Source organism: Marinomonas foliarum (assembly GCF_016906065.1).
GTDB classification, from domain to species: domain Bacteria; phylum Pseudomonadota; class Gammaproteobacteria; order Pseudomonadales; family Marinomonadaceae; genus Marinomonas; species Marinomonas foliarum.
This window is the reverse complement of record NZ_CP070273.1, coordinates 1,863,397-1,888,126: the sequence shown is the minus strand read 5'-3', so window position 1 is coordinate 1,888,126 and position 24,730 is coordinate 1,863,397. Positions and strand designations below refer to the sequence as shown.

Below are 24,730 nucleotides of genomic sequence, written 5' to 3'. Positions count from 1 at the left end.
CGCCTATTTGCAGCTGTAAGAAACGCCATTGGCGGTATCAATTTTACGAATGACGTTCCAATGTTCTTTGAACGTAATAGGTAAGAACTGATCTTCACTTTTGAATTCTTGCTTCAGTTTGCTGCCTTTCCAATTAAACGTGAAAAACGCTTCTTTGATCTTCTCTTGTAGCTCTGGCTTTAGGTTATATGCCACACCGTAGCCCGTAGTTGGGAAGGTTTGAGACTTATAAATGGACTTAATTTGGTCGGCTTTCACGACATCACGCTCGACCATACGGTGCAAAACAGAGTTAGCAACGGCTGCGGCTGGGTAGTCTTTATTCGCAACGCCTAGAATAGAGTTGTCATGCTTACCAGAAAAAACAGGTTCAAAATCACGCTCAGGAAGCATGTCGAAGTCTGCTTTCAAAATTGCTGATGGCGCTTTAAAACCAGAGTTCGAGGTTTGAGAAGTAAAGGCTAGCTTCTTACCCTTGATGTCTGCTGGCTTATTAATGCCAGAACCTGGGTAAGTGATGATTTCCATTTCGTAACCAAATGAACCATCTGCTGCCGCCATCATTGCGAAGGGACGAAAGCCCGCACACGCAACCGCTAATGGATTTGAGCCAGTATTGAAACCCGCTACATGAAGACGACCTGCACGCATGGCTTCAATTTGCGCCGCGTTGGATTGAACTGGATAGAATTTTACTTTTTTACCTGTTACGTCTTCCATGTGTTCTAAAAAATCAGACCAAACATCTTCGTATACTGCTGGGTCTTCCACTGGTGTGTAGGCAAAAATCAACGTGCTAGGGTCTGTTAGCTTAGATTTATCCGTAGGAATATCAGCTACCAGATCGTTATCGTTATCTACGTAGCGGCTATCTAGAGAAAAATCCGCGTACGCAGCGTTAGCGGCGATGACAGAGGTAAAAGCGAGTGTGCAAAGGCGTTTCATAAAGTCTTCCTTACCCATGAGATAATGGTTGATTTGATTTAATTCATTGGGAGCGTGACAGTCACTCTAGCGTGAAAACATGACACTTTAGTGACGATATGCCGACAGAGGAGAGGGGGAGATCTTTCGAAAGATTAAGAAGATAGGGGAATTGTAAAAATATTTCTCCTTTTATTCAGATGGCGACCTGAACCATGCTTAACCTCTTCAATGCTGTGCAAATCAGCCCTGCATCCGCCTCAGCGAATAACTTGTTAAACAAGAAACGTTTAATGCTTGAAAGCGGTTTATAGGAGGCATAGGAAAACAGATGTCTGTTGGGTTATGTATAAAAAACACGAAAAAATAGACAGGTCATCAGGATTTTTATTTTCATGTCGAAAAAGTGAGAGAATTTCGACATGAAAGCTTGTTATGTCGATGGTATCGACATAACAAAGCTCAATCCATACGACTCATCAAAATCGGGTTTTGAGTAGGAAGCTTCAAAGTAGCACGCCATCCCTTGGGCTTTTAGGGCTATTTGGATAAATCCTTAGTTAACACTACTTAGCCAAACACACTAACCCTGCTCAACCTCTTCATCGCCGTCATCGTTAATGCCGTACAAACCATGCACGACGACGAACACAAAGAAGAGATCGACACAGAAAAAGCGACCCAGCAACAACTACAGCTGGAGTTGAAGCAACTGAGTCGGGAGATGAAGAAAGGGAAGGAGTGAGAATAGATCCACTTTTTTGTGGTATCTGTTTATGCCTGCAATGTCGTTTTGCTAATGAGTAATTATTTTTTCCTTGATCTGTAAATAGGGCCTGGTATTTAAGAAGGAATCATTTATGCTGTTTTTTTAAACAGTATGGAGGCTGATAATGGAAAAGTTAAAACTTGGCTTTAACTCAAGCGATTTGCCTATCGCACTTAATTACAATACGTCCGCAAATGATGTATGTGACTCGTTTTATTTCAAGAAAAACGATGTCTACTTTCTTCTCTGGGTAGAGCATCAGAACCCAAAGTATAGAGAAGATGAAGACTCCCCGAGATACACAATTAGCCCTGCTGTTAATGAAGGGGATGATGAATCGCCAGAAATTTACAGTGATTCATCGAAAGAAGACCTTTTTCGGTCCGAGAATGCCAGTGATTTGGTTAGGTATTTTAATTCCTAATTTAGCGTCTAGGGCTGCTGCTTTAAGTAAAGCAGATACGTATATAAATAAATTCTCTATATCAGGTAGCTGCTAGTATGTAATCTTGTCTCGTTAATTTTTGCGAGTATGATGGGGCGATTTTAAATTTAAGCTGTTGGCCGAATGAAGCATAAAGAAGTACTAGTAATTGATCTATTTTCTGGACCTGGTGGGCTGGGAGAAGGTTTCTCGTCAGTGAAAGATGAAACAGGTAATGCTGTCTTTAAGATAGGTATTTCCGTTGAGAAAGAAGCGTCAGCCCATAAAACGCTTACAACACGTGCCTTCTATCGCAAAATAAAGGATCTAAGTGGCGGGTTAGATAGCTACAACGAATATCTATCCGGCGGTATTACCCGGCAGCAATTGTTTAGTCGATATCCAAAACAAGCGGAAGCGGCTGAAACTGAAACACTTTATGGCCCTAAAGCGCTAGGTGATGATAATGAAATCATCCATGAACGAATTACTGAACTCGTAAAGCGACATAGAGATTGTCCAAAAGTCGTTATAGGAGGGCCGCCATGCCAAGCTTATTCACTAGCTGGCCGTTCTCGTAATGCAGGAATTAAAGAGTATAAAGCAGAAGACGACCATCGCAATTTTTTATATAGAGAATATCTGAAAGTACTTTCTATTGCTCAGCCCGATGTATTTGTGATGGAAAATGTAAGAGGCATACTGTCGGCCAAAATTGCTGGAAAAGTCATGTTTCCAAGTATCCTCAATGATCTACGTAATCCAGAGCAAGCGACAGGTATAGCGAGTCCTAGATACAAAATTTACTCCTTAGTTGTTGAAGCCTCAGATAAAGATAATCCAGTTTATAAGAATTCAAGTGATTACCTTATAAGAGCCGAAAACTATGGCATTCCTCAAGCGCGTCACCGAGTCATTTTATTGGGCGTACGTAGTGATATAGAAAAAGTCCCCAAAACGTTGACCCCTTCTGATGATCAAGTATCTGTTAAACAGGCGATTGATGATTTGCCTAAACTTCGAAGTGGGTTTTCCAAACGTAAAGACGAACCGCAAGCATGGGAGCAGGCTGTCTCACAAAACTCAGCAAGCATAGAAGCCTTGCTGAAAAAGCAATTCGATGGAGTAGAAAGTCTAGACTTGCAACCATTCAAGAACTTGTCTCGTTCTGCCTCTCATCCTATTACTTCACTCAATTTGGTTCCTAAGAGTCTTGCTGATTGGTATCGTAAAAACCAACCATGCCAAGTACTTAACCATGAAACACGTGGTCATATGGATAGCGATTTACTCCGATACGCATACAGTGCAGCCTTCACACAACTTAGTGGTGGTATATCGCCAAAATCTCGCGATTTTCCAGACGAGTTAGCACCAAAACACGAAAACTGGAAATCAGGGAGCCACGCAGATCGCTTTAGAACCCAAGCAGCTAATAAATGTGCCACGACAGTAACTAGCCATATATCAAAAGATGGTCACTACTTTATCCACTATGATCCAAAACAGTGTCGTAGCTTAACGGTTAGAGAAGCCGCACGTTTGCAGACATTTCCTGACAATTACTTATTTGAAGGCAATAGAACTCAGCAATATGTGCAGGTAGGAAATGCTGTGCCACCGTTTTTGGCACAGCAGATTGGTAAGGTTGTAATGAGGCTGCTTGAAGCTTAATCTTTCGCATAAATAGACTGTAGTCGCAGTTATAATATATGGATGTAAAATATGTCTGATTCACTTATTCTAAAATTTGATCCAAATACAATTGAGCACCTAGGTGTTTCGCTTTACTCAAAACTCCCTAGCGTGCTTTCTGAGCTGCTCAGTAATTCATGGGATGCGGATGCAAATATTGTAACTATTTCTTTTGCTGAGCTAGAAGATGAGAAAGAGATTGTTTATGAAGATGATGGCGAGGGGATGACGTTTGAAGAGCTTAATAATAAATATCTAGTCATAGGCCGAAATCGTCGTAGTGATACACAGCGTCAGTATAGCGCTCTTGGCCGCCCGGTCATTGGAAAAAAAGGCCTTGGCAAACTATCTGTTTTTGGTATCTGCGATGAGATTGAAGTGATTTCTATCAAAGAAGGAAAGAGAAACCATTTCACTATGAACCTTCAAGAGATTAAGGAAAGTCGTGGGAACGAGTATTCTCCCGAACTCCTTGCTTTTGATGAGCCAACATCGGCCAAATCAGGAACCAAGATTATATTAAAAAAAATCCGCCGGAAGAGTGGTTTTAATTTAGATGAGATTGCTCTTAGCCTTTCTAAAAAGTTCATTATCTTCAGTGAAATGAATACAAAAATTATTAAAAATGGGGATATTGACTCAGAAATTCATGTAACCAATGATTTAAAGTATCAGACTTTAAATAAAGAGTTTAGTTGGGAGTTTCCCGATGAAAAGTTTGACCCAGAGTATTCTCACTGGAATCAAATGAAAGGCTCCGTTATTTCCTTAAAAACTCCTGTTAAAGATACAGAGATGAGGGGGATATACCTTACATCTCGCGGTAAAATTGTTAATGTCGCAAGCTTCTATGGCGCGCGTGATAATGATCAATTCCATAACTATGTGACAGGTTATTTAGAAGTTGATTTTATTGATGATTTTGAAGATGACGTGATTTCCACGGATCGACATTCATTGAACTGGGAGCATGAGGAAACACGTGCTCTACAAACTTACCTACAGAAAATTATTAAAGTCATCGGTAAAGAGTGGAGAGAACGACGAGCTAAGGTGAAGTTAGAGGCTGTAGAAAAAGAACATAAAGTTGGGCTTGAGAAATGGAAATCGGAGTTGCCAACTTTTGAAAGAAACTTGGGCGAGAGAATCATAAATCCTATTCTAGAAAACTCGAACATTGATGTGGGTGAATCTGCAGAGTTAATTGGAAGTGTGATGGATAAGTTTGATAATCAAGCTTATAAAGAGTATGCGTCTTCTATAGCTGATTTATCTGAATCAGCGGAGGATATTCCAAAGCTCCTTCGCTTAATGGATGAGTGGAAATCTATAGAGTCAAAACAGTACCGTGATTTAGCTATATCACGTGTTGAAGTAATTAAGCAGTTTGAAAATTATGTAAATACAAATACTAAAGAGGTTCCCACTCTACATAACTTTCTGAAGAAATTTTCATGGCTTTTAGACCCTCGAATTTTAGAGTTTCGTGATGAAGTAACGTATTCAAAATTGCTCGAAGAATCATATCCAGAATCTAACCTAGAAGAGAAGGATCGCCGTATTGATTTTTTATGTAGTAATGCTTTAGGTGAAATTCTTTATGTTATCGAAATTAAACGCAGTAATTATCGGGTAGATGAAAAAGCTTTAGAGCAAGCATATGACTATGCCTCTTTCTTAAAAGATCGATATGCATCTCATACAGGATTCTCAAAAGTAGTTTGTTATGTAGTTGGCGGTAGCAAATCAGATGAGAGACGATTTAGAGATAAAGAGAAAACATATGCAGGGTCAGGTGAAGTTTTTGTTAAAACATACCGTGAACTTCTTGAGCAATCAAAAGAGTATCATAAGGAATTTATAGAAGCATATGACCAGCATAATGGCTGACTTTAAAGTTCATAGATAAGGGTTAATTTAACTGCTTCAGAAAACTCTTCAAAGCCTCCTAAGGGAGGCTCAACCAATAAGCATTTGGTAATTATGTACTGTAACATTGCGGAGGCCGACAATACTCTGAAGGTTTAGGGTCACTGAAGTAGAGATTAGATTTGCTTTTTAAGTAGTATAAAGTTGTCGCGGTTACTCTGAGTGATGCTTGTTTTGGTGTTGATTGTTGAGTATTGGCAGCATAAATGCTCGCTTCGCAGGCGTGCTGCTGATTGAATAAGATGGGTCTTGCGTATTTAAAATCAGAAGGACATTCATAAATTTTCTATCTGCTTTTGCAGAGGGAGTAAAGGACCGCACTATATTTGGCTACCAATAATCAGGTTTAAATACTGGTTTCTTCTTGGTCGGAACTTTATCAGGTAGCTGATGTGCAGCGAGTTCTTCATTCTTAACAATTGTTCGCATCCAATTCGCTTGGTTGCGAAGTGTGCCAGGTGCTCCACGCTTAATACCTTCTCTATGGGGGAGAATGACACCAATCGTTATATGAGGGAAGTCTTCTTTGATTGCTCGAAGAGCTGGTCCAATATCCGTATCGGCAGAAACTAATACAACCTGTTGGATTTGATCTTCTGTGTTTAGAGCTTGTTGCTTAGATAAGAGGCGGTACATGCTAACCGCTAAATTAACATCTGTTTCCTTTTCTTCTAATTTCCAGATAGCAACCTTATCTTGTCGGGAAGGTCGAGTCGATTTATCAACAAACCTTGGGGCTTGTGCTGGCTCGAGAGTATGCCTTCCCATTGTGACAGAAACACCACAAGCTTTTAGAGCTCGGATATAAGCGTCCTGCGCTTCTTTTGATTGAGTTCCCCGACTAGCCAAATCTGGCTTTACTGGAGAGCTAAAATAGTAGATTGCTACCGTTTTGGAATTGGGATTTTCGATTGCTGTGATGTGAGTAAGTAGAGCTGGTAGGTCGAGCCACTTGTAAGGTGTATTAGCGAGCAAGCCGTAAAAGAGGTTATATCCATCAATAAAAAAAGCGGTTCTCATTTTATCTATCCTTAGATGTGAAAAAACCGGCCAAAGCCGGTTTTTTCGCCCTAACTGCCAGCGTAACTGAATCGCTGCGTACAAGGCTGAGTTGTGGAATAAATATTAGCATTAATATTTATTGATGCAAGAAAAAGATCTATACCGGTGCTGGTCTACATCACTCAATATTCTGTATCTGCTCTCTCATTTGTTCAATCAACACCTTCAATTCCACGGCGCTTTGGGTGGTTTCCACGACGATGGATTTTGACGAAAGGGTGTTGGCTTCGCGGTTGAGTTCTTGCATTAGGAAGTCGAGTCGGCGGCCGATGGGGCCTTTTTGTTGTAGCTGACGGCGGACTTCTTTGGTGTGGGTCGCTAGGCGATCCAGTTCTTCGGCCACGTCGGCTTTTTGGGCCAGTAGGACGATTTCCGCTTCGACGCGCATTGGGTCTAGGTCGACTTTGGCGGCTTCGAGTTTATCCAGTAAGTTTTGCTTTTGCGCCGCGATGATCTCCGGCAGTTTGGCTTGCACTTCTACAACGATGGCGTCTATGGCATCAAGACGTTGTTCGATAATGTCTTTGAGTTGCGCGCCTTCACGTAGGCGAACTTGGATCAGTTCATCGACGGATTGGTTAAAGAGTTCCACGACCGCTTTTTTGATGATCTCAAAGTCGCTGCCTTCTTCGCTCAGGATGCCAGGCCATTTCAGAATGTCGAGAGGATTGGCAGGATCCAGATCTTTGAACCACGTGCCAAGCGTTTCTATGGCGTTTGCTAAGGCTTGGGCGTTATTTGGATTGATTGTCAGATTGGTAGCGGCTTTGTCTACGCCTTGGAAGCGCAGTTGGCATTCTAGTTTGCCGCGGTTGATTTTTTTACGCAGCACGTCACGAAAAGCAAACTCAAGCTCGCGGAAGTTTTCTGGTAGACGAAAACTAGGCTCTAGGTAGCGCTGATTCACCGAGCGAACTTCCCAGCTGATGGTTCCCCAATCGTATACGGCTTCTTGGCGTGAGAAGGCGGTCATGCTTGCTGTCATGTTGAGTACCTAAGTAAAAAATAAATAGAGAGACCTTTGCACGATTACTGTGCTTGCCAATACTTTGTTAAAAATAGAGGCGACATTGTAGCCTAACCAGACTGTGTTCGACAGGTGTGCTCAATGTCATGTTTTCCTGTCGCTGGGGGCGCAATTTTATGTGGGTTCGTTATAATTGCGCCTTTATGATGTTTATCGATAGAGAGAGCAAGTATGCGTCCAAGCGGAAGAGAAGCAGATCAATTACGTCCCCTGAAAATCACGCGTAATTTTACCAAACATGCCGAAGGCTCGGTGCTGATCGAATGTGGCGACACGAAAGTTATTTGTACTGCGACTGTGGTTCATGGCGTGCCGCGTTTTTTGAAAGGCAAGGGCCAAGGTTGGATCACAGCGGAATACGGTATGTTGCCCCGTTCTACACACAGTCGAGTGGATCGCGAAGCCGCCCGTGGTAAGCAGACTGGCCGTACGGTTGAAATTCAGCGTTTGATTGGCCGTTCTTTGCGTGCGGCGGTGGATCTTAAAAAATTGGGCGAGAACACGATTACGATTGACTGTGATGTGATTCAAGCCGACGGCGGCACTCGTACCGCGTCTATCACTGGTGGTTTTGTTGCGTTAGCGGACGCGATGCGTGTCTTGGTTGAGAACAAAAAAATCAAAGCGAATCCAATCGTATCGCAAATTGCAGCGATTTCTGTGGGCGTTTATAAAGGCGTGCCTGTGTTGGATTTGGACTACCCAGAAGATTCAAACGCTGAAACAGACATGAACGTTATCATGAACGACAAAGGCGGTTTCATTGAGATCCAAGGCACTGCCGAAGGTGAAGCCTTTAGTGATGAGCAGATGATGGGCATGTTGGCTGTGGCGCGCAAAGGAATTAATGAAATCATGGAAGCGCAGCGCGCGGCCTTGTTCGACAAATAAAAGTTATCTGAATGATTAATAGGAGGCGATAGATGGTTTCGTCTTCTAATTGAGAATTTTTAAAATCTAGCTTCGGCTAGATTTTTTTTGCCTGTTATATCGCAATATGGTGAGTTTTTTGGTTTGTAACGATTTGCAAAGCAGCCGTCATAAGGGCGTTTAAAGCTTGAGTCACTCTGAATTCTGCTGCATATTTGTACAATGGTAAATAGGTGATGTTTTAGTCTAATTCCCCTGAATAGAGCGGAGAATAGCGTTATATGAAAGGAGCCAATCATTTTTTTATTTCTTGTCTTCTAGGCTACCTATTAATGTCTACTGCGCCTATTTATGGCGAAGAAATTGTTTTACACACAATTCACTTACCGCCTCATATTATTGACCCTACCATTATTCCTCCACCGGAAGGGTTGGATGAAGACGCTGTATACGGGTTTGATGTGGATATATTACGTGCGGCTTATGCAACACAAGGTGTGCTAGTACGAGTCGAACTAACGCCTTGGAAGCGTATTATGCGTGACGTTGAAGAGGGGCTGATACTGGGTGCAGTGTCTTGTCGACGGCTTCCAGTACGTGAAACCTTTGCGTTGTTTTCAGCACCGCTGAGTGATTCTGCTAATGCGTTTGTTACTCGTCGCGCGTTTCTAGATGATGAAGTACCAACTTTGTCTTTGCTAAATCAATACAGCGTGGCTGCAGTAAATGGTTGGTCTCAGACTGATATTTTGAAAGGGGCCAATATTCCGTACTACTCGGTTTCTGGGTTAGACCAAGGCATTAACCTTGTGTTACGCCGCAACCACGATATTTTTATGACGGAGCGCGATAGCGCTATTTTTGCAGCAAGGCGTATGGGAGTCATTGACCAGCTCAGTTTTTATGACGTTTCAGGGTTAGGCCTTGACCATTATGCCGGTTGTTTTAGTAAGAAGTACCCGAACGCTGAACAATGGCGCGACCTTTTGAATAAAGGGTTAAAAGAATTGAATAAAAGTGGAGAGAGGGACGCGATATTCGAAAGATATGGTCTTCCGTTTCTATCACATTAGCGCACAGCATGAGGAATTATGTTACCACTTCGCAAGCGTCTTTCTTATAAACAAGCCAAATGGGCATTGATGCTGATTTTATTGCTCAGCTTGTCGATGAGCTCTCTGCAAATTTTTGTGGATTGGCAAGACGAGAAAGCCACCATTCAATCCCAAGTTATGTCGACATTGTACATCGCCGAGAATGCGGCGACGGAAGCGGCGTATTCATTGGATGAGGACTTGGCCAAAAAAGTACTTACTGGGTTGATGCGTTCGGACAGTTTTTATAAAGCGCGTTTGGAAGATGATTTGGGCTACGAGCTGGCAAGTGCATATCGTCCCTTACAACCTATGTTTTTACGGGGCTTATCTGGAAAAGTTTTTAGTGGTCTACCACAGGACTTCCGGCTGACGTTAATGCGCCATGCTCATTTGTCTGTGGGGGCTGTTATTGTCTCGATCGATAGCGGTGCCGTAACGAATGGCTTCTTGCGCCGTAACTTTCGTTTACTTGCGACGTCACTAATCTCGGCATTGCTGCTTGGTGCGGCTATGTTTATGTTGTTCTACGTGCAGATCTCTCATCCACTTTCTCGACTTATTGAGCAGTTAGGCATGCTAGAGAAAGAGGATAACGGCCCTGCACAGCTGCGTTTTACTCAGACGGCTCGTGAAGATGAATTGGGTATTTTAGCGCGAACGATCACGGCGCTCTGGCATAAACGCAAGAAGGTCGAAACAGAGTTGGCCAAAAGTGAAGCCTACTTCAGGGCGGTACTGCATCAGTCCAGTGAGTGTATGCTACTGACCAACTTAAAAGGGCAAATTCTCGATTGCAACGGTGAAGCCTGTCGATTATTGGCGTATGACAAAGCCACATTATTGACGTTAAAAATTCAACATATCGATTTTGACCATACTCCAGAGCGATTGAAAGAGTGGGCCGAAAGGCCTCATGGAGAGGCTCAAGTTTATGAGACTAATTACCGTCGTAGTAATGGTGTCGATTTCCCTGTCGAAGTGTGTGGAAATATTATCGTTTTGGATCACGATGCGCATTTTCTGGCGTCTTTTCGTGATATCACACAGCGTAGATTAGACCAAGAGCAAGTTCAGTTTTTAGCGTATTACGATGCATTAACCAACTTACCTAATCGACGTTTTTTAAATCAAAATATCGAGAAAGTAATCGCCATGGCACAGAGCGAGGGTCACATTGGTGGTCTGTTGTTTATTGATTTAGACCGCTTTAAAAACGTCAATGATTCCATGGGCCACCATATTGGCGATGCGCTTTTGATTGAAGCGTCGAAGCGTATTTTATCTTGCTTATCCGACGCAGATATTGCCGTTCGAATGGGCGGTGATGAGTTCGTTGTGATGGTTCCAGTGCTCGCTGATGATTTTGAAAGAGCACAAAATAGAGTGACTGTGCTGGCAGAGACATTATTGCTGCAGTTGTCTCAATCATTTTGTTTGGAGCAGACGGATTTATTTATCTCTGCGAGTATTGGTATTAGCTTGTTTCCACAGGATGATGCAAATGGCGCACAAATCTTGCGTTATGCCGATACCGCTATGTATGAAGCAAAAGAGAGTGGTCGCAATGCCTTCCGTTTTTATCGGCAAGGTATGCAGCAGCAAGTCACCGAGCGCGCGTTACTTGAAAAGGCGCTACACAGTGCGATTAGCAATGATGAATTTTACTTGGTGTACCAACCTCAGGTGAATGAATACGGCCAATTGATCGGCTTTGAGGCGCTGTTACGTTGGTTTAACAAGGAATTGGGTTTGGTTCCGCCAAATCGCTTTATTCCTGTCGCTGAGGAAATCGGCCTAATATACGATATTGGTAATTGGGTCCTTGAAACCGTTTGCCAACAATTGAAAATATGGCAAACCATGGGCTTACCGGCAGAATTTAAGGGCGTAGCGGTTAATATCAGCCCTCATCAATTTTCCAAAGAGAACTTTGTAGAGACAGTTCAAGGCGTCATAGAGAATGCTGACATTGACTCTGGTTTGCTGGATCTAGAAATTACCGAAGGTATGTTGGTCGAAAATATCTCCTCTGTTGCAGAGAAAATGTGGCGCCTTAAAGAGCAGGGAGTGCGTTTTTCTATTGATGATTTTGGTACTGGTTATTCATCGTTACGTTATCTTCAGCATTTCCCGATTAACCAGTTAAAGGTGGATCAATCTTTTGTTCGAGACCTTTCCTGTGATCCTAAGAGTCATGTGATTATTAATACTATCGTTTCAATGGCGGCGCATATGAACTTGTCTGTTTTAGCAGAAGGGGTGGAGAGAGTTATTGAAAAAGAAATCTTGAGCGACATCGGCTGCACAACTTACCAAGGTTACTATTTTTCGATGCCAGTAAAAGAGGACCTCGCCACTGAATATCTTCGTAGTGCGGTGGTTTTTCCGTTACAAGCAGAAAATGTTTAGCACATAGCGTTGAGTCTTCTTATGTTTTTGGCGCTAAATGTCAGTCATTGTGCGCGTTTTTGCGCCTTACAATAGCTGAGTTCTTTGCCATTATCTGTTCACAATAAAAATAAGGAGAAGCAAGGTGAACAAACTGATTGGTGGTGTTTGTACTGGTATCGTCGCGGTTATGGCGCTAAGCACAGGAGCGCAAGCGTCAAATGACGACTTAGCAGGCAAGTGGCTTTTGCAAGATGCGGGAAGCACGCAAGATAAGCTAGACGAAGCGGTTGAAAACGTGGCGCAGGAGATGAATTTCTTTATTCGTGCGTTGGCGCGACCGGTATTGAAAAAACAAACACAGATTTGCCAGCAGTGGACGCTAGGCTGGCAAACCGAGCAGTTCCAATGGCAATGTGACAGTGCCGAGGTGGATTCAATGCCTCTTGCGGCTCAAGGCGATGTGTTTAAGCAAGACGAAGAAGGGATTGATATATCGGGTACTTATCAGCGTACAACTGATGCCGTTGTGTTGGTATTGGAATCAGAACGCGGTAAACGCACCAATACTTGGAAGCAAGTAGGCGATAATGAATTGCTGTTTACGGTTAAGCTAGAATCCGAAAAGCTACCAACACCTTTAACTTGGTCCTTGTCCTATAAAAAAGAGTAATCCTGTTGCTAAGCTGCTTTTTAAGGCTGTTAATAATAAAGCCCCAATAGACGCATATACATCTATTGGGGCTTTTTTGTAGCTATTATGCTGTTTTTTGATTAACGCTTCACCGCACTTGTTGGCGCAAACTTCGCGCCATCAAGCGGGTAGTTATTACTAATATATTCCACCAAAACATCGGCATCTACATAACCTGAGTTAACGTAGTTTGGGTGATCAACGATTTTAGGGTAGCCATCACCGCCAGATGCAGAATAGTTATTCATCGCAATACGGTAGGTTTTCCCAGCTTCTAATGCTTTACCGTTGACCATGATGTTGGTCGCTTTGTCATCTTTTAATGTCAAAGACACACCGCTGAACTGAGCAAACGCCCCTGTGCCTGCCTGCTTCGCAGCCAAAGCAGAAAGGTAATCGGTTAGCTCGTCCGCTGTGAAATCAACATAAGACACCATGTTGCCGAAAGGCTGAACTTTCAACACGCTCTTATAGGTGACTATCCCTTTTTCTAGGTTGTCACGAATGCCGCCAGAGTTCATTACGCCAATGTCTGCGTTTACTTTTTGCTTCATCGCGAAGGCAATTAGGTTGCCTAAATTGGTTTCTTGGCTGCGGACAATGCTGCGCTCGCCAACAAAGTCAGCATTTGAGAAGCCAATTTCGACATTCAACTCTTTCTGACCTTTTTCTTGGAAAGGCGTTAGCATTTCCAGCATGGTTGGGTCTTGGGCGATTTCTTCTTGGATGAAAACTCGCTCAGATTTACCATCGGCATTGGTGACTTTTTTCTTCAGGTTAACCGGAATGAGTTCGTATTCAGACCAAACAATGGCGCCATTTTTGTAGACAAAGTCGAGGCGGCCAACGTATTTACCCCATTCGTGGGCTTGTAGAATTAGTGTGCCGTTCTGCTCGTCAGGTTGAGTCAGAGGGTTTTGAGAATGACCACCAACGATAACATCAATACCAGGAACGGTGCGCGCTAGCGTTACATCACCTGGCGCATTGCCACCGTAGTTGCCATCTTTGTAGTGGCCCATGTGAGTTACAGCAACCACTAGATCAGCTTTCTTGCGTAGCTCAGGAATCAGTTTTTTCGCAACCGTGATAGGCGATTCAATCTTGATGCCACCTAGGAATTCAGGGTTACCCAGTTTAGCGGTATCGTCTGTGGTGAAGCCGACAACCGCGATTTTAAGATCATCTACTTGGAATATTTTGTAAGCGTCAAACAAAGGCTTGCCCGTTTGCGCGTCTAAAATGTTCGCAGAAAGGAAAGGGAAACCTGCCCATTCTTGTTGTTTCTTCAGTACAGAAAGCGGGTTGTCGAATTCGTGGTTACCCAGTGCCATTGCATCGTATTTTAGCATCTTCATGCCACGAAAATCTGGCTCTGCGTCTTGTAGATCAGACTCTGGAACGCCTGTGTTGATGTCACCACCCGATAGCAAAAGGGAATTGCCATCGTCTAATGATACTTCTTCACGAATGTTGTCGATCAAGGTCTTGCGAGCGGCCATACCGTATTCGCCCTTACTGTTTTGCCAGAAACGACCGTGATGGTCATTGGTGTGCAAAATGGTGACCCGATATTCTTTGTCCGCTTGCCAATCTGGCTTTTGAGGTCCCATCATTGAACAGGCCGTTACAGAGAGAGCAACGCCTGTAATGGCAAGATTCGTGATCAAACGCTTGGTAAATTTCATGGATTCGTTCCTTACATGATATTAGTCGGCCGTTCTTCGATTCTGAGTAATCAAATGTCGCTTTGGAGTGACTTCTTTGATTGCAGTTCTGAAAATGTATCTCATATTTGTGACAAGTTCGAGAGACTGTGCAGTAATTTTGACCATTTGTGCAATATCTTACGCTTTTCAGGTAAAAAAAAGCCTGTGATAGAGGTTCACTCTTTCACAGGCTCGCTTATAAAAGCTAAAACGTTATAAATAACTACTATCAGACATCAAGACGTTTGCCAGACTCTTGATCAAAAACAACCGCTTTAGAGGTATCAAACATCATTTTGATAACTGAACCTGCAGCGGCTGGGTACATAGGGTTAGAACGACAGTTGATTTCAGCATCGTTAACACGAGTCAAAATCATCGTATCGGCACCCATAGGTTCTGTTACTTCCACTTCTATGTCTGTGGTCGTGACAAATGGCTGGCCTTCTTTGTGTGGCTGCGGTTCAGTGATCATTTCTGGGCGCAAGCCAAGCAACACGGTTTTACCAACGTAATCTTTTAGTGATTCTGGTTTCGGGAATGGCAGCGCTACGGTTGTGCTGGTGGCCAGTTCCAACATTGGTGTGCCATCTTGTTCAACGACATTCGCAGGAATGAAGTTCATTGCAGGAGAACCCATGAAGCCCGCAACAAACAAGTTCGCTGGGTTGTCATAGATTTCTTGTGGCGTACCAAGCTGTTGAACTTGTCCGTCCTTCATTACTGCGATGCGATCGGCCAATGTCATGGCTTCTATCTGATCGTGTGTTACATAAACGATGGTTGTGCCTAGCTTTTTATGTAGCTTCTTGATCTCTGTGCGCATCTCTACGCGCAGTTTGGCGTCAAGGTTAGACAATGGCTCATCAAACAAGTAAAGCTGAGGACGACGCGCTAAGGCACGACCCATAGCAACACGCTGACGCTGACCACCAGATAATTGTGCTGGTTTACGGTCAAGTAGGTGACTGATTTGCAGCAATTCCGCAACGCGTTGTACTTCCACATCACGCTCTTCTTTTGGTACTTTGCGCATTTCCAAACCGAAAGAGATGTTTTGCTCTACCGTCATGTTTGGGTACAGGGCGTAAGACTGGAACACCATCGCGATATCACGATCTTTTGGGCTGGTATAAGTCACGTCTTTATCAGCGATCAGAATACGACCTTCGCTAACGTCTTCAAGGCCTGCAATCGAGTTCATCAGGGTGGATTTACCACAACCAGATGGCCCAACCAAAATCAGGAATTCACCCGTTTTGATGGAAATATTGATGCCTTTTAAGATTTCAGTCTCGCCGTAGCGTTTTTTTACATTATCAATGACTAGGTTTGCCATGTTATTACTCCGAATTTTTTAGGTCACTCGTGCTGTGTTAGATAGAAGGCACGAGTGCATTTTGTCTTTATCGTTGTTCGCTAGGTTGCTAAACCACTGTTAGCCTTTTACAGCACCAGCCGTTAAGCCACGGACGAAGTATTTTCCTGCGAACACGTAAACAGCCAGTGTTGGTAGGGCTGCGATAATAGCGGCGGCCATATCGACGTTGTATTCCTTACCGCCGAAGCTGGTGTTTACCAAATTGTTCAAGGCCACTGTTACTGGCTGAGTATCAAAACCAGAAAAAGCCACACCAAATAAGAAGTCATTCCAAATTTGCGTAAACTGCCAAATGACGGTTACGACGATAATCGGCGTAGAGACTGGCAAAATAATGCGATAGAAAATAGTAAAAAAGCCAGCACCATCAAGGCGAGCCGCTTTTACCAATTCACCTGGAATTGACTGATAAAAGTTACGGAAGAACAAGGTTGTAAAAGCGATACCGTAAACCACATGTACGAAGACTAACCCCGATGTGGTATTAGCAATTCCCAACCAGCCTAGCGTTTGTGCCATTGGCAACAAAATAACTTGGAATGGAATGAAACAACCAACCAACATGGCGGCAAAGAAGAAATCGCTACCACGGAATTTCCATAGGGAAATAACGTAACCGTTTAGTGCACCAACCAAAGTTGAGATAGCTACGGCTGGCAAGACGATTTGAAACGAGTTCATGAAGTAAGGCGAGATACCGCCACAGCTACCGCCAGTACAGGCACTTGACCAAGCTTTTGACCAAGAATCGAAATTCAAGGAAGCAGGCAAAGACAGCAGTGTTCCAGTTCGAATCTCTTCAACGTCTTTAAGTGAGGTTAATAACATGACGATAAAAGGCATCAAGTAAAACGCAGCTACGACGATTAATACCGTGTACAAGGCAACGCGTAATGCTTTGTCTAGGCCAGATGTTTTACGGCCAACAGCTTTATTACTCATGGCGTTTACCTCGCAACTCAGAATACAAATAAGGAACCAAAATCGCCAAGACACAACCTAGCATCACCATAGCAGACGCCGAACCTAAGCCGATTTGGCTACGGGTAAAGGTGTAGGTGTACATGAAGTTAGCAGGCAGATCGGATGCGTAACCTGGTCCACCATTGGTTAACGCCGCCACCAAGTCGAAACTCTTAATCGCAATGTGCGATAGAACGACCAAGGCACTGAAGAAGACAGGTTTAAGTGATGGCAAAATAATACGACGGTAAGTCGTAAATGTGCTTGCGCCATCAAGGTGTGCGGCTTTAATAAGATCACCATCTACGCCACGAAGTCCGGCTAGGAACAACGCCATGACGAAGCCAGAGGCTTGCCAAACGGCCGCGATAACCAAACAGTAAATAACCATGTCTGGATTAATCAACCAATCGAATTTGAAGTTTTCAAAACCAAAGTCGATCATCATTTTTTCTAGACCGTTGGTTGGGTTAAGTAACCATTTCCAAGCGGTACCTGTGACGATGAAAGAAATCGCCATCGGATAAAGATAAATAGTACGGATCGCGCCTTCGGCACGAATCTTTTGATCCAAGAAAATGGCTAAAGTCACGCCAAGGAACAAACAGATAGCAATAAACAAACCACCGAAGATCCCAAGGTTGGATAGGGCTACCATCCAGCGGTCGTTGTTGAATAGGCGCTCGTATTGGTCAAAGCCGACAAAATTGTACGACGGCAACATACGAGAACCAGTGAAAGAGAGAACGGCTGTCCAAATCATGTAGCCGTAAATGCACACCAAGGTAACAATTACCGTTGGCGCCATGACGATTTTAGGCATCCAATCTGCCAGGCTGAGGCGCGCAGGACGTCCTGACTGAGTCGGCCCTGACCCAGTATTGGCGGCTTTAGTGTTCATATTTGATGCTTCACTATAGAAGAGAGTGCGATAAAACGACTGCGCTTGATGGAGTGGTATTAAACCTAATTCATCTTTACTCGTGTTGTTTCTGGCATTCTCTAAGAAATATTAAGAAGAGGCTGGTCAGAGGACCAGCCTCGTATGCTTATCTACAAACGATGTTTGCAAACGTGATCTTACATACTTGCTTTTACTGCACGTGCTAGCTTGTCTACAGCTTCTTTAGATGTCATAGACTCATCGTTGAAGAAGTTAGTCACAACGTCAAAGATAGCGCCTTGAACCATAGAGTTTGCAGCCATACCGTGAGCCATACTTGGCACTAGGTTGCCAGTAGTAGAGCTTGCTAGGAAAGCATCCATAGATGCGTGTGCACAGGTATCAAATTTTTCACGTGGCATGTTCAAACGAACAGGGATAGAACCCTTATTCAAGTTGAATGTTTCTTGGAATTTAGGCTCAAGAATCAAACGAGCAAGGTCTTTTTGAGCTGCTTGTTTTTCTTTGCCGTCTACTTTAAACATAGCAAGAGAGTCTATGTTGAAAGTAAAAGAGCCGCTTGTGCCTGGTGCTGGGTAACAAACGTAATCGATACCCGCTTTTTTGCCCGCTGCAGTGAACTCGCCTTTCGCCCAGTCACCCATGATTTGCATTGCTGCATCGCCATTGATAACCATAGAAGTAGCAACGTTCCAATCGCGACCAGAAAAACCTGGGTCAACGAACTCACGCATTTGCTTGAAAGTATCAAACACGTCGATCATGTCTTGGCTACGTAGCGTTTTGTCAGACAAACCGATGAAGGCGCTGTTGTAGAATTTCGCGCCTTTTGCCAAAGCAATTGCTTCGAACAAAGTCGCGTCTTGCCAGTTCTGACCACCATGTGCAAGTGGCGTGAAACCCGCTGCTTTGATTTTTTTCGCTTCTACGATGAACTGTTCCCATGTTGTAGGGATAGATGCGCCAGATTTACGGAATACTTCTGGGTTTGCCCACATCCAGTTTACGCGGTGAACGTTTACTGGTGCTGCAACGTAATTACCGTCGTATTTCATTGTATCGCTAACGACTTGAGGAAGGATAACGTCCCATTCGCCTGCTTCTGCCACATCGTCAAGGTTTGTTAGGAAACCAAGATCACCCCATTCTTGAATGGTTGGGCCTTTAATTTGAGCAGCGGAAGGTGGGTTGCCAGAAATGGCACGAGATTTTAGAACGGTCATAGCAGATTCACCACCGCCACCTGCGACTGCGAAGTCTTTCCAAGTGTGGCCAGCGTCTACCATTTCTTCTTTAAGTACATTGATCGCAGCGGCTTCGCCACCTGATGTCCACCAATGTAGAACTTCTACCTCACCAGCCTGAGCAGTAGCCGCGGCTAGAGAAAGTGCAACTGTGGTTAAACCGAAAGCAATTTTTTTCATGATAGTAACCTTTGTTATTGTTATTGCGTCTAATCAAAATCATCTAGTGTTTTGATATTGCGTTATTTTTGTATCGACCTCGCTGTCTGAAGACCAGCTTAAGCGAGTGTTCGAGTTAAAGAATTTAGCAAAGGATCTGACAAGGGGGGGTAAAGTAGAGCAACCTATTGTAACAAAGTCTTGCAAGGTTGCTTTTTATTGCCGACTTTATTGCTATTTTTTTGCACAAAAGTCCGTGAAATCAGTGTCTTGGTAGCCAAAGCTTGGCTTCAAGTCCTTGTTGTATATTATTGTTCAATGTTACTTCACCGCCATGAGCGCGGGCAATATTTCGTGCAATACTCAGCCCCAATCCCATTCCACCTGGGTGACCGGAGTGATCTGGAGTAAGACGAGTATAGGGTTGAAAGACTTTGTCAATTTTATCTATTGGAATGCCTGGACCTTGGTCACAAATACGAATACAGACTTCGTCTTCATCATCTTCAATGTACACAATGGCGGTTTTTCCGTAATACAGTGCGTTATCAACTAGGTTCCCCAAACAGCGTTTGATTGCGAGAGGTTTACCTATAAATGGGTGCTCCAGTTCACCAACAACGGTGAGTTTCACATCGTGTAAATTGGCTGCGGTTTGCATGTCTCGTAACATGCGGGAGATATTTACCTCGATACGATTTTCATGGATATCGGTTTCTTTCACACTTTGTAGTGCGCCTTTCACCAACATGTCTAGGTCTTCTAAATCGCGAATCATAGCGTCGCGCGTATCGTCTTCGTCGAGCATTTCTGCACGCAATCGTAGGCGAGTGATTGGGGTTTTTAAATCATGCGATATAGACGCAAATAACCTTTCTCGGTCATTTAAATAACGCTGGATACGACGCTGCATATCATTAAAGGCTTTGGCAGTGTTACGAACTTCGACACTGCCCACTTCCTTTATCGGTTTCCAGTCGCCTTGTCCAAAGCGTTCTGCTGCTCGTGCCAAGGTCGCCAGCGGACGAGTGACACGGCGCAGAATAACAATGCTCAGCAAGAGTACGGTGATGACCGACATCGCCATGGAAAATAAGCGGTCGCCAGTGAGTGCCGAGTTGCCCTCTAGAAAATACGGGTCTGGCATAAGACTCGCTAAATACAGCCAGTCTTTGTCGTTGATAGGGATTTGAATGACAATAATCGGTGGAGTAAGAGGTTTTACTAATAAACTATGGTGTCCCCATCGCTCTGGTAAATCCACGAGGCGAGTGTGGTTGTTGATGACATGTAAATCGCTCGGGCTGGAAAAGGCAATATGAGCATTACGGATACCTAATTGCTTCACCAGTGTCGATTGCACCTCGTTTTTCACAATATTTTTGAGAGGTGAGTCGGGAATGTTGTTGATGAGGATTTCTTCTTTGTTGAGGGTAACAAAGAAACGTGTGCCCCCCATGTCTTGTAACTGGTCAATGACAATGTGGCGATAATTGGTTGGTAAGGATTTGAAGTAACTGACAGTCGCGGCAATACGAAAGGCCATGTGCTTAGATACTTCACGGACGTTTTGTTCGGTATCAGATTCGAGTTGGCGTAGCCATATTGTTGAGCTGATGAACTGAGCGCTAGCAACTCCTAGCGCCATAATAATCAAGATTTGTCCTGTTAGTGATTGTGACCAGCGCTTAATGCGTGAGCTTGTGCTTTCAGCGTTGTTATTGGACATCACTGAGAACTTCGACGTTGGCGGTTAGGATGTAGCCTTGACCACGGATAGTTTTTATTAGTTGGGGCTGACGCGCGTCTTCATGCAAGCGTTGGCGTAAGCGGCTGACATGGACATCAATAAAGCGATCCAATGGCGCGCTGTCGCGTCCGCGGGTATTTTCAGCAATCAGCTCGCGAGTGAGTACCGCTCCCGGGTGAGTCAAAAACAACATGAGCAAATTATAATCGGCGCCAGATAAGGATTCTTTCTTATCATCAAAGTGCAGTTCCCGTGACAAGGTATCCAAGGTGAACTGAGCGAACCGATAAAAACGGTGGCTTACGGGCGTTATTTCAACGACTTCGGTGTGTTCCATACGACGCAAAATCGCTTTAATGCGCGCCAGTAATTCGCGGGGATTAAAAGGTTTTGCTAAGTAATCATCGGCGCCAATTTCTAGGCCAATAATACGATCCATTTCATCAGAGTTGGCGGTCAGCATGATCACAGGAACTTGTGAAAGAGCGCGCAAAGAACGACATACAGCAAAGCCATCTTGCCCTGGAAGCATGATGTCTAATATGACAAGGTCTATGTCTTGCTCTGCGCGAAAATTAGCCAAGAACGCTTCGCCGGAGTCGGCGGTAAGTACGTTAAATTGGTGCTTTTCTAAATATGTTTTGAGCAGGGTGCGGATCTCGTCGTCATCGTCTACAACATAGATACATTTTGCGTTGGTCATTCTTTTGCTCGGTGGAAGTGTTTATAGAGACCTGCGAACAGGTTTCATTTTGTGTAAAACCGTCTGTAAGTTTCGAGTCTAGCAAGAAAGTGAGAGTGAACCAATTGTTCAAATGACGTGGCGACGTTTCGTCAATTAAATAAATTAAATTGATTTAAGACTTTTCCACCTGCATAATTTTTCAACTATCCTTATTTTTACCCACGTATTTAAAAGAGAACACAATAATGACAACAAAAGTGATGGCATTCGGTGAAGCCTTAATCGACTTTCTTTCAAATGGAGCAACCAAAGCCGGAGAGCTTGAATCTTTTACGAAGTTTCCTGGCGGTGCTCCAGCGAACGTTGCTGTTGCTGTGGCTCGCTTAGGTGGCAATAGTCACTTTGTAGGTCAAGTTGGTGATGATGCGTTTGGTCATTTCTTGAAAGCATCCCTTGATGATTATGGGGTAAATACCAGCAATATGCTGATGACCAAAGAAGCCAAAACAGCGCTGGCCTTTGTGAGTCTGGACCAAACAGGTGAGCGTAGCTTTGAATTCTACCGAAGCCCTTCCGCTGATATTTTGTTTCGCGAGAAGGATTTTGATGCGGCTTGGTTTGCGGGGGGCAAAGGCGTTTTTCATACTTGTTCCAATACATTAACCGATGCAGATATTACTAAAGCCACCTTGGTGGGTGTCGGCATGGCGCGTTCTGCCAATTGGATTGTCAGCATTGATGTTAATTTACGTGTGAACCTTTGGCCCAATGGGCAAGTCGATACCAAGCGCGTGATTGATTGGATGCAAAGTGGCGATGTGGTGAAAGCTAGCCTTGAAGAACTGGCCGTGCTTGCGGAAGACCCGTTTGCTTTGATCGAGCAATCACTGGCAGCGGGTGTTACCTTGTTTGTGTTAACCGATGGCGGCAATCCAATCCGCTTCTACACACAGGCACATGGTGTTAGTGAAGTGATTACGCCGAAAGTCGAGGTAAAAGACACCACTGCTGCGGGAGATGCCTTTGTTGGAGGTTTACTTTATAAGCTGGCTGAGCAAGGTGGAGATCGTGCGGCATTGGCAGAGCTATCGCAGCAGCAGCTTATCGCCATTGTCCGCTTTGCTGCGGCTTGCGGTGCGGACTCTGTGACCAAATTAGGCGCGTATCCTTCTTTACCCACTGTGGCAGAAGCTGAAACGCAATTGGCGAAGTTCTAGTTTAACCGACATTGATCTAGGTCATTGGCTCATCGTTTAGTTAAACGGTTAAGAAGACGATAAAATTGTTTTGTTACCTATGAAGCGCAGTTTGTCTGCGCTTTTTTATGCCTAAATCCTGATCTCCAATTTAGCAAGAATTGAGAATGAAACACGTATGAAATGTTCGATAAATGAGCAATAACTTGCTGAATTCAGAGAGAAAACCCTATATTGTTTGTTTTTCATACAGGTTGGTGCGAATAGATTAGATTCGCATTTTCATAATATCCAACTAAATTTAGTAATTAATTAAGTCAATATTAAGGATGCTAAGTGCTTGAAGCGCGGGTTTTGTTTGTTAATAATCAAATTCCTTCTTAATCCTTATAGAAGACATGTTTAGTGTGTTTCGACCTACGATAATAAAAACAAAGGCGTACTAGGGGAGGATTCCCAGTGTGCCGTAAGGAGCTATGATGAAAAAGTCTCTATTGTCTGCGGCGGTAGCCCTGACGCTTTCCGCAAATGCTGTGCATGCAGCTGATCTTATGTTTACACCTGGTGAGGACTCTCGCTTTAGCTGGAGCAGCTATGATGCGTTGAAGTCTACCAAGTTGTCTGGTGAAACCATTTCTGTATTTGGCCCTTGGATGGGTGACGAGAAAGGTAACTTTGAACGTGTTGTTGCGTATTTTGAACAAGCCACTGGCGCTAAAGTAAATTACGCGGGCTCAGATTCCTTTGAGCAACAAATTGTGATTGATGCCCAAGCGGGCAGTGCACCTAATATTTCTGTTTTCCCTCAGCCAGGCCTAGCGGCAGATTTAGCTGCGAAAGGCTTTATAGCGCCACTTAGCGATACCGTAAAAAATGCTGTAGTGAACGATTATGCTGCGGGGCAGTCTTGGGTGGACTTAGCGAGCTTTAAAAATCAAAAGGGTAATAAAGAGTTCTTCGGTGTTTTTTACCGTGCTGATTTGAAGTCTTTGGTTTGGTACTCGCCAGATAACTTCCAAGATGCTGGCTATGATGTGCCTGAAACTATGGAAGACCTAAAGTCACTTACTGAACAGATTGTTGCTGATGGCGGCACTCCTTGGTGTATCGGACTGGGTTCTGGTGCTGCAACAGGTTGGCCTGCAACAGACTGGGTAGAAGACTTAATGTTGCGTACACAACCTGCCTCTGTTTATGACAAATGGGTAACCAACGAAATTAAGTTTGATGACCCTCGTGTTGTTGGTGCGATTGAGGAGTTTGGTTGGTTCGCTCGTAATGATGACTTTGTGGATGGCGGAGCAGGCGCGGTGTCTTCTACTGACTTCCGTGACAGCCCTAAAGGCTTATTCCAATCGCCTCCTAAATGTTACTTGCATCGTCAAGCGTCTTTCATTCCGGCGTTTTTCCCAGAAGGTACTGAGCTTGGTTTAGACGCTGACTTCTTCTATTTCCCATCGTATGAGTCTAAAGACCTAGGTAATCCAGTTTTGGGTGCGGGTACTTTGGTAAGTATTACGAATGATTCAAAAGGCGCGCGAGCTTTTATTGACTTCATTCGTTCTCCAATCGCTCATGAATTGTGGATGGCGCAAACAGGTTTTATTTCGGCTCATTTGAAAGCCAATCCTGAAACCTATGCGAGTGAAACAGCGAAGAAGCAAGGTGAGATCCTGCGTTATGCAACCACGTTCCGCTTTGATGCGTCTGACTTGATGCCGGGTAAAATCGGTGCAGGCTCTTTCTGGACTGGAATGGTGGATTACACTGGCGGTAAAGACGCAAAAGAAGTTGCTAATGATATTCAAAAAACATGGGATGCGTTGAAATAAGCTAACTAAAAGCCTCTAAACGAGTGAT

At 43.9% G+C, this 24,730-nt stretch carries 19 protein-coding genes; 9 read left to right on the top strand and 10 right to left on the bottom strand.

Annotated elements, in window-relative coordinates:
* Positions 1-3: 3 nt before the first annotated feature.
* A complete protein-coding gene (phnD, locus tag JSY38_RS08745) occupies positions 4-945 on the bottom strand; it encodes a phosphate/phosphite/phosphonate ABC transporter substrate-binding protein (protein WP_114411410.1) in 942 nt (313 codons plus the stop codon).
* A gap of 872 nt (positions 946-1,817) precedes the next feature.
* On the opposite strand from phnD, the gene JSY38_RS08740 reads away from it, so the two are divergent.
* The 3 genes from JSY38_RS08740 to JSY38_RS08730 all read left to right on the top strand — a co-directional run bounded on the left by JSY38_RS08740 (position 1,818) and on the right by JSY38_RS08730 (position 5,702).
* Complete coding sequence (locus tag JSY38_RS08740; protein WP_205116495.1) at positions 1,818-2,117, top strand: hypothetical protein; 300 nt, start codon at positions 1,818-1,820, stop codon at positions 2,115-2,117.
* Between the two features lie 144 nt (positions 2,118-2,261).
* Complete coding sequence (locus tag JSY38_RS08735; RefSeq protein ID WP_205116493.1) at positions 2,262-3,791, top strand: DNA cytosine methyltransferase; 1,530 nt, start codon at positions 2,262-2,264, stop codon at positions 3,789-3,791.
* 51 nt (positions 3,792-3,842) lie between these two features.
* The gene (locus JSY38_RS08730) at positions 3,843-5,702 is read left to right on the top strand and encodes an ATP-binding protein (protein WP_123095325.1); all 1,860 of its coding nucleotides are present in this window, start codon (positions 3,843-3,845) and stop codon (positions 5,700-5,702) included.
* A gap of 369 nt (positions 5,703-6,071) precedes the next feature.
* Here the strand turns inward: JSY38_RS08730 and JSY38_RS08725 are convergent, their stop codons facing one another.
* Positions 6,072-6,761, bottom strand: a complete 690-nt coding sequence (locus JSY38_RS08725; RefSeq protein WP_205116491.1) for an NYN domain-containing protein — start codon at positions 6,759-6,761, stop codon at positions 6,072-6,074.
* A 160-nt stretch (positions 6,762-6,921) separates the two neighbouring features.
* Positions 6,922-7,788, bottom strand: a complete 867-nt coding sequence (locus JSY38_RS08720) for a YicC/YloC family endoribonuclease (RefSeq protein WP_205116489.1) — start codon at positions 7,786-7,788, stop codon at positions 6,922-6,924.
* Positions 7,789-8,001: 213 nt separating this feature from the next.
* Here JSY38_RS08720 and rph point away from each other — a divergent pair, with 213 nt between their 5' ends.
* The 4 genes from rph (at position 8,002) to JSY38_RS08700 (ending at position 12,858) form a co-directional block, all read left to right on the top strand.
* The gene (gene rph, locus JSY38_RS08715; RefSeq protein ID WP_114411413.1) at positions 8,002-8,721 is read left to right on the top strand and encodes a ribonuclease PH; all 720 of its coding nucleotides are present in this window, start codon (positions 8,002-8,004) and stop codon (positions 8,719-8,721) included.
* A gap of 260 nt (positions 8,722-8,981) precedes the next feature.
* Positions 8,982-9,773: a substrate-binding periplasmic protein gene (locus JSY38_RS08710; RefSeq protein ID WP_205116487.1), complete on the top strand. Its 792-nt coding sequence runs from the start codon at positions 8,982-8,984 to the stop codon at positions 9,771-9,773.
* Positions 9,774-9,791: 18 nt separating this feature from the next.
* A complete protein-coding gene (locus JSY38_RS08705; RefSeq protein ID WP_205116485.1) occupies positions 9,792-12,206 on the top strand; it encodes a putative bifunctional diguanylate cyclase/phosphodiesterase in 2,415 nt (804 codons plus the stop codon).
* Between the two features lie 124 nt (positions 12,207-12,330).
* The gene (locus tag JSY38_RS08700; RefSeq protein WP_205116483.1) at positions 12,331-12,858 is read left to right on the top strand and encodes a hypothetical protein; all 528 of its coding nucleotides are present in this window, start codon (positions 12,331-12,333) and stop codon (positions 12,856-12,858) included.
* 101 nt (positions 12,859-12,959) lie between these two features.
* On the opposite strand, the gene ushA is transcribed toward JSY38_RS08700, so the two are convergent.
* From ushA to JSY38_RS08665, 7 genes are all read right to left on the bottom strand, one after another.
* Positions 12,960-14,567: a bifunctional UDP-sugar hydrolase/5'-nucleotidase UshA gene (gene ushA / locus JSY38_RS08695; RefSeq protein ID WP_205116481.1), complete on the bottom strand. Its 1,608-nt coding sequence runs from the start codon at positions 14,565-14,567 to the stop codon at positions 12,960-12,962.
* Positions 14,568-14,817: 250 nt separating this feature from the next.
* Entirely contained in the window at positions 14,818-15,927 is a 1,110-nt protein-coding gene (locus JSY38_RS08690; protein ID WP_114411417.1) for an ABC transporter ATP-binding protein, read from the bottom strand.
* 99 nt (positions 15,928-16,026) lie between these two features.
* Positions 16,027-16,911, bottom strand: coding sequence for a carbohydrate ABC transporter permease (locus JSY38_RS08685; protein ID WP_114411418.1), 885 nt, complete (start codon positions 16,909-16,911; stop codon positions 16,027-16,029).
* Complete coding sequence (locus JSY38_RS08680) at positions 16,904-17,833, bottom strand: carbohydrate ABC transporter permease (RefSeq protein ID WP_181858502.1); 930 nt, start codon at positions 17,831-17,833, stop codon at positions 16,904-16,906. Before JSY38_RS08680 ends, JSY38_RS08685 begins: the two co-directional genes overlap by 8 nt.
* A 179-nt stretch (positions 17,834-18,012) precedes the next feature.
* Positions 18,013-19,260: an ABC transporter substrate-binding protein gene (locus tag JSY38_RS08675; protein WP_114411419.1), complete on the bottom strand. Its 1,248-nt coding sequence runs from the start codon at positions 19,258-19,260 to the stop codon at positions 18,013-18,015.
* A gap of 241 nt (positions 19,261-19,501) precedes the next feature.
* Positions 19,502-20,968: an ATP-binding protein gene (locus tag JSY38_RS08670; RefSeq protein WP_114411420.1), complete on the bottom strand. Its 1,467-nt coding sequence runs from the start codon at positions 20,966-20,968 to the stop codon at positions 19,502-19,504.
* On the bottom strand, positions 20,958-21,692 hold the full coding sequence (locus JSY38_RS08665) for a response regulator (protein ID WP_205116479.1): 735 nt from the start codon (positions 21,690-21,692) through the stop codon (positions 20,958-20,960). Before JSY38_RS08665 ends, JSY38_RS08670 begins: the two co-directional genes overlap by 11 nt.
* A 227-nt stretch (positions 21,693-21,919) precedes the next feature.
* Here JSY38_RS08665 and JSY38_RS08660 point away from each other — a divergent pair, with 227 nt between their 5' ends.
* Positions 21,920-22,891 (top strand): carbohydrate kinase family protein, encoded by a 972-nt coding sequence (locus JSY38_RS08660; protein WP_114411422.1) that lies wholly within the window; start codon positions 21,920-21,922, stop codon positions 22,889-22,891.
* Positions 22,892-23,349: 458 nt separating this feature from the next.
* Positions 23,350-24,702: an ABC transporter substrate-binding protein gene (locus tag JSY38_RS08655; RefSeq protein ID WP_114411423.1), complete on the top strand. Its 1,353-nt coding sequence runs from the start codon at positions 23,350-23,352 to the stop codon at positions 24,700-24,702.
* Positions 24,703-24,730: the final 28 nt, after the last annotated feature.

What these genes read in the sequence shown, in the direction of transcription:
- phnD (WP_114411410.1), bottom strand. Translation starts at nt 945, where the DNA reads ATGAAACGCCTTTGCACACTCGCTTTTACCTCTGTCATCGCCGCTAAC.
- JSY38_RS08740 (WP_205116495.1), top strand. Translation starts at nt 1,818, where the DNA reads ATGGAAAAGTTAAAACTTGGCTTTAACTCAAGCGATTTGCCTATCGCA.
- JSY38_RS08735 (WP_205116493.1), top strand. Translation starts at nt 2,262, where the DNA reads ATGAAGCATAAAGAAGTACTAGTAATTGATCTATTTTCTGGACCTGGT.
- JSY38_RS08730 (WP_123095325.1), top strand. Translation starts at nt 3,843, where the DNA reads ATGTCTGATTCACTTATTCTAAAATTTGATCCAAATACAATTGAGCAC.
- JSY38_RS08725 (WP_205116491.1), bottom strand. Translation starts at nt 6,761, where the DNA reads ATGAGAACCGCTTTTTTTATTGATGGATATAACCTCTTTTACGGCTTG.
- JSY38_RS08720 (WP_205116489.1), bottom strand. Translation starts at nt 7,788, where the DNA reads ATGACAGCAAGCATGACCGCCTTCTCACGCCAAGAAGCCGTATACGAT.
- rph (WP_114411413.1), top strand. Translation starts at nt 8,002, where the DNA reads ATGCGTCCAAGCGGAAGAGAAGCAGATCAATTACGTCCCCTGAAAATC.
- JSY38_RS08710 (WP_205116487.1), top strand. Translation starts at nt 8,982, where the DNA reads ATGAAAGGAGCCAATCATTTTTTTATTTCTTGTCTTCTAGGCTACCTA.
- JSY38_RS08705 (WP_205116485.1), top strand. Translation starts at nt 9,792, where the DNA reads ATGTTACCACTTCGCAAGCGTCTTTCTTATAAACAAGCCAAATGGGCA.
- ushA (WP_205116481.1), bottom strand. Translation starts at nt 14,567, where the DNA reads ATGAAATTTACCAAGCGTTTGATCACGAATCTTGCCATTACAGGCGTT.
- JSY38_RS08690 (WP_114411417.1), bottom strand. Translation starts at nt 15,927, where the DNA reads ATGGCAAACCTAGTCATTGATAATGTAAAAAAACGCTACGGCGAGACT.
- JSY38_RS08685 (WP_114411418.1), bottom strand. Translation starts at nt 16,911, where the DNA reads ATGAGTAATAAAGCTGTTGGCCGTAAAACATCTGGCCTAGACAAAGCA.
- JSY38_RS08680 (WP_181858502.1), bottom strand. Translation starts at nt 17,833, where the DNA reads ATGAACACTAAAGCCGCCAATACTGGGTCAGGGCCGACTCAGTCAGGA.
- JSY38_RS08675 (WP_114411419.1), bottom strand. Translation starts at nt 19,260, where the DNA reads ATGAAAAAAATTGCTTTCGGTTTAACCACAGTTGCACTTTCTCTAGCC.
- JSY38_RS08670 (WP_114411420.1), bottom strand. Translation starts at nt 20,968, where the DNA reads ATGTCCAATAACAACGCTGAAAGCACAAGCTCACGCATTAAGCGCTGG.
- JSY38_RS08665 (WP_205116479.1), bottom strand. Translation starts at nt 21,692, where the DNA reads ATGACCAACGCAAAATGTATCTATGTTGTAGACGATGACGACGAGATC.
- JSY38_RS08660 (WP_114411422.1), top strand. Translation starts at nt 21,920, where the DNA reads ATGACAACAAAAGTGATGGCATTCGGTGAAGCCTTAATCGACTTTCTT.
- JSY38_RS08655 (WP_114411423.1), top strand. Translation starts at nt 23,350, where the DNA reads ATGAAAAAGTCTCTATTGTCTGCGGCGGTAGCCCTGACGCTTTCCGCA.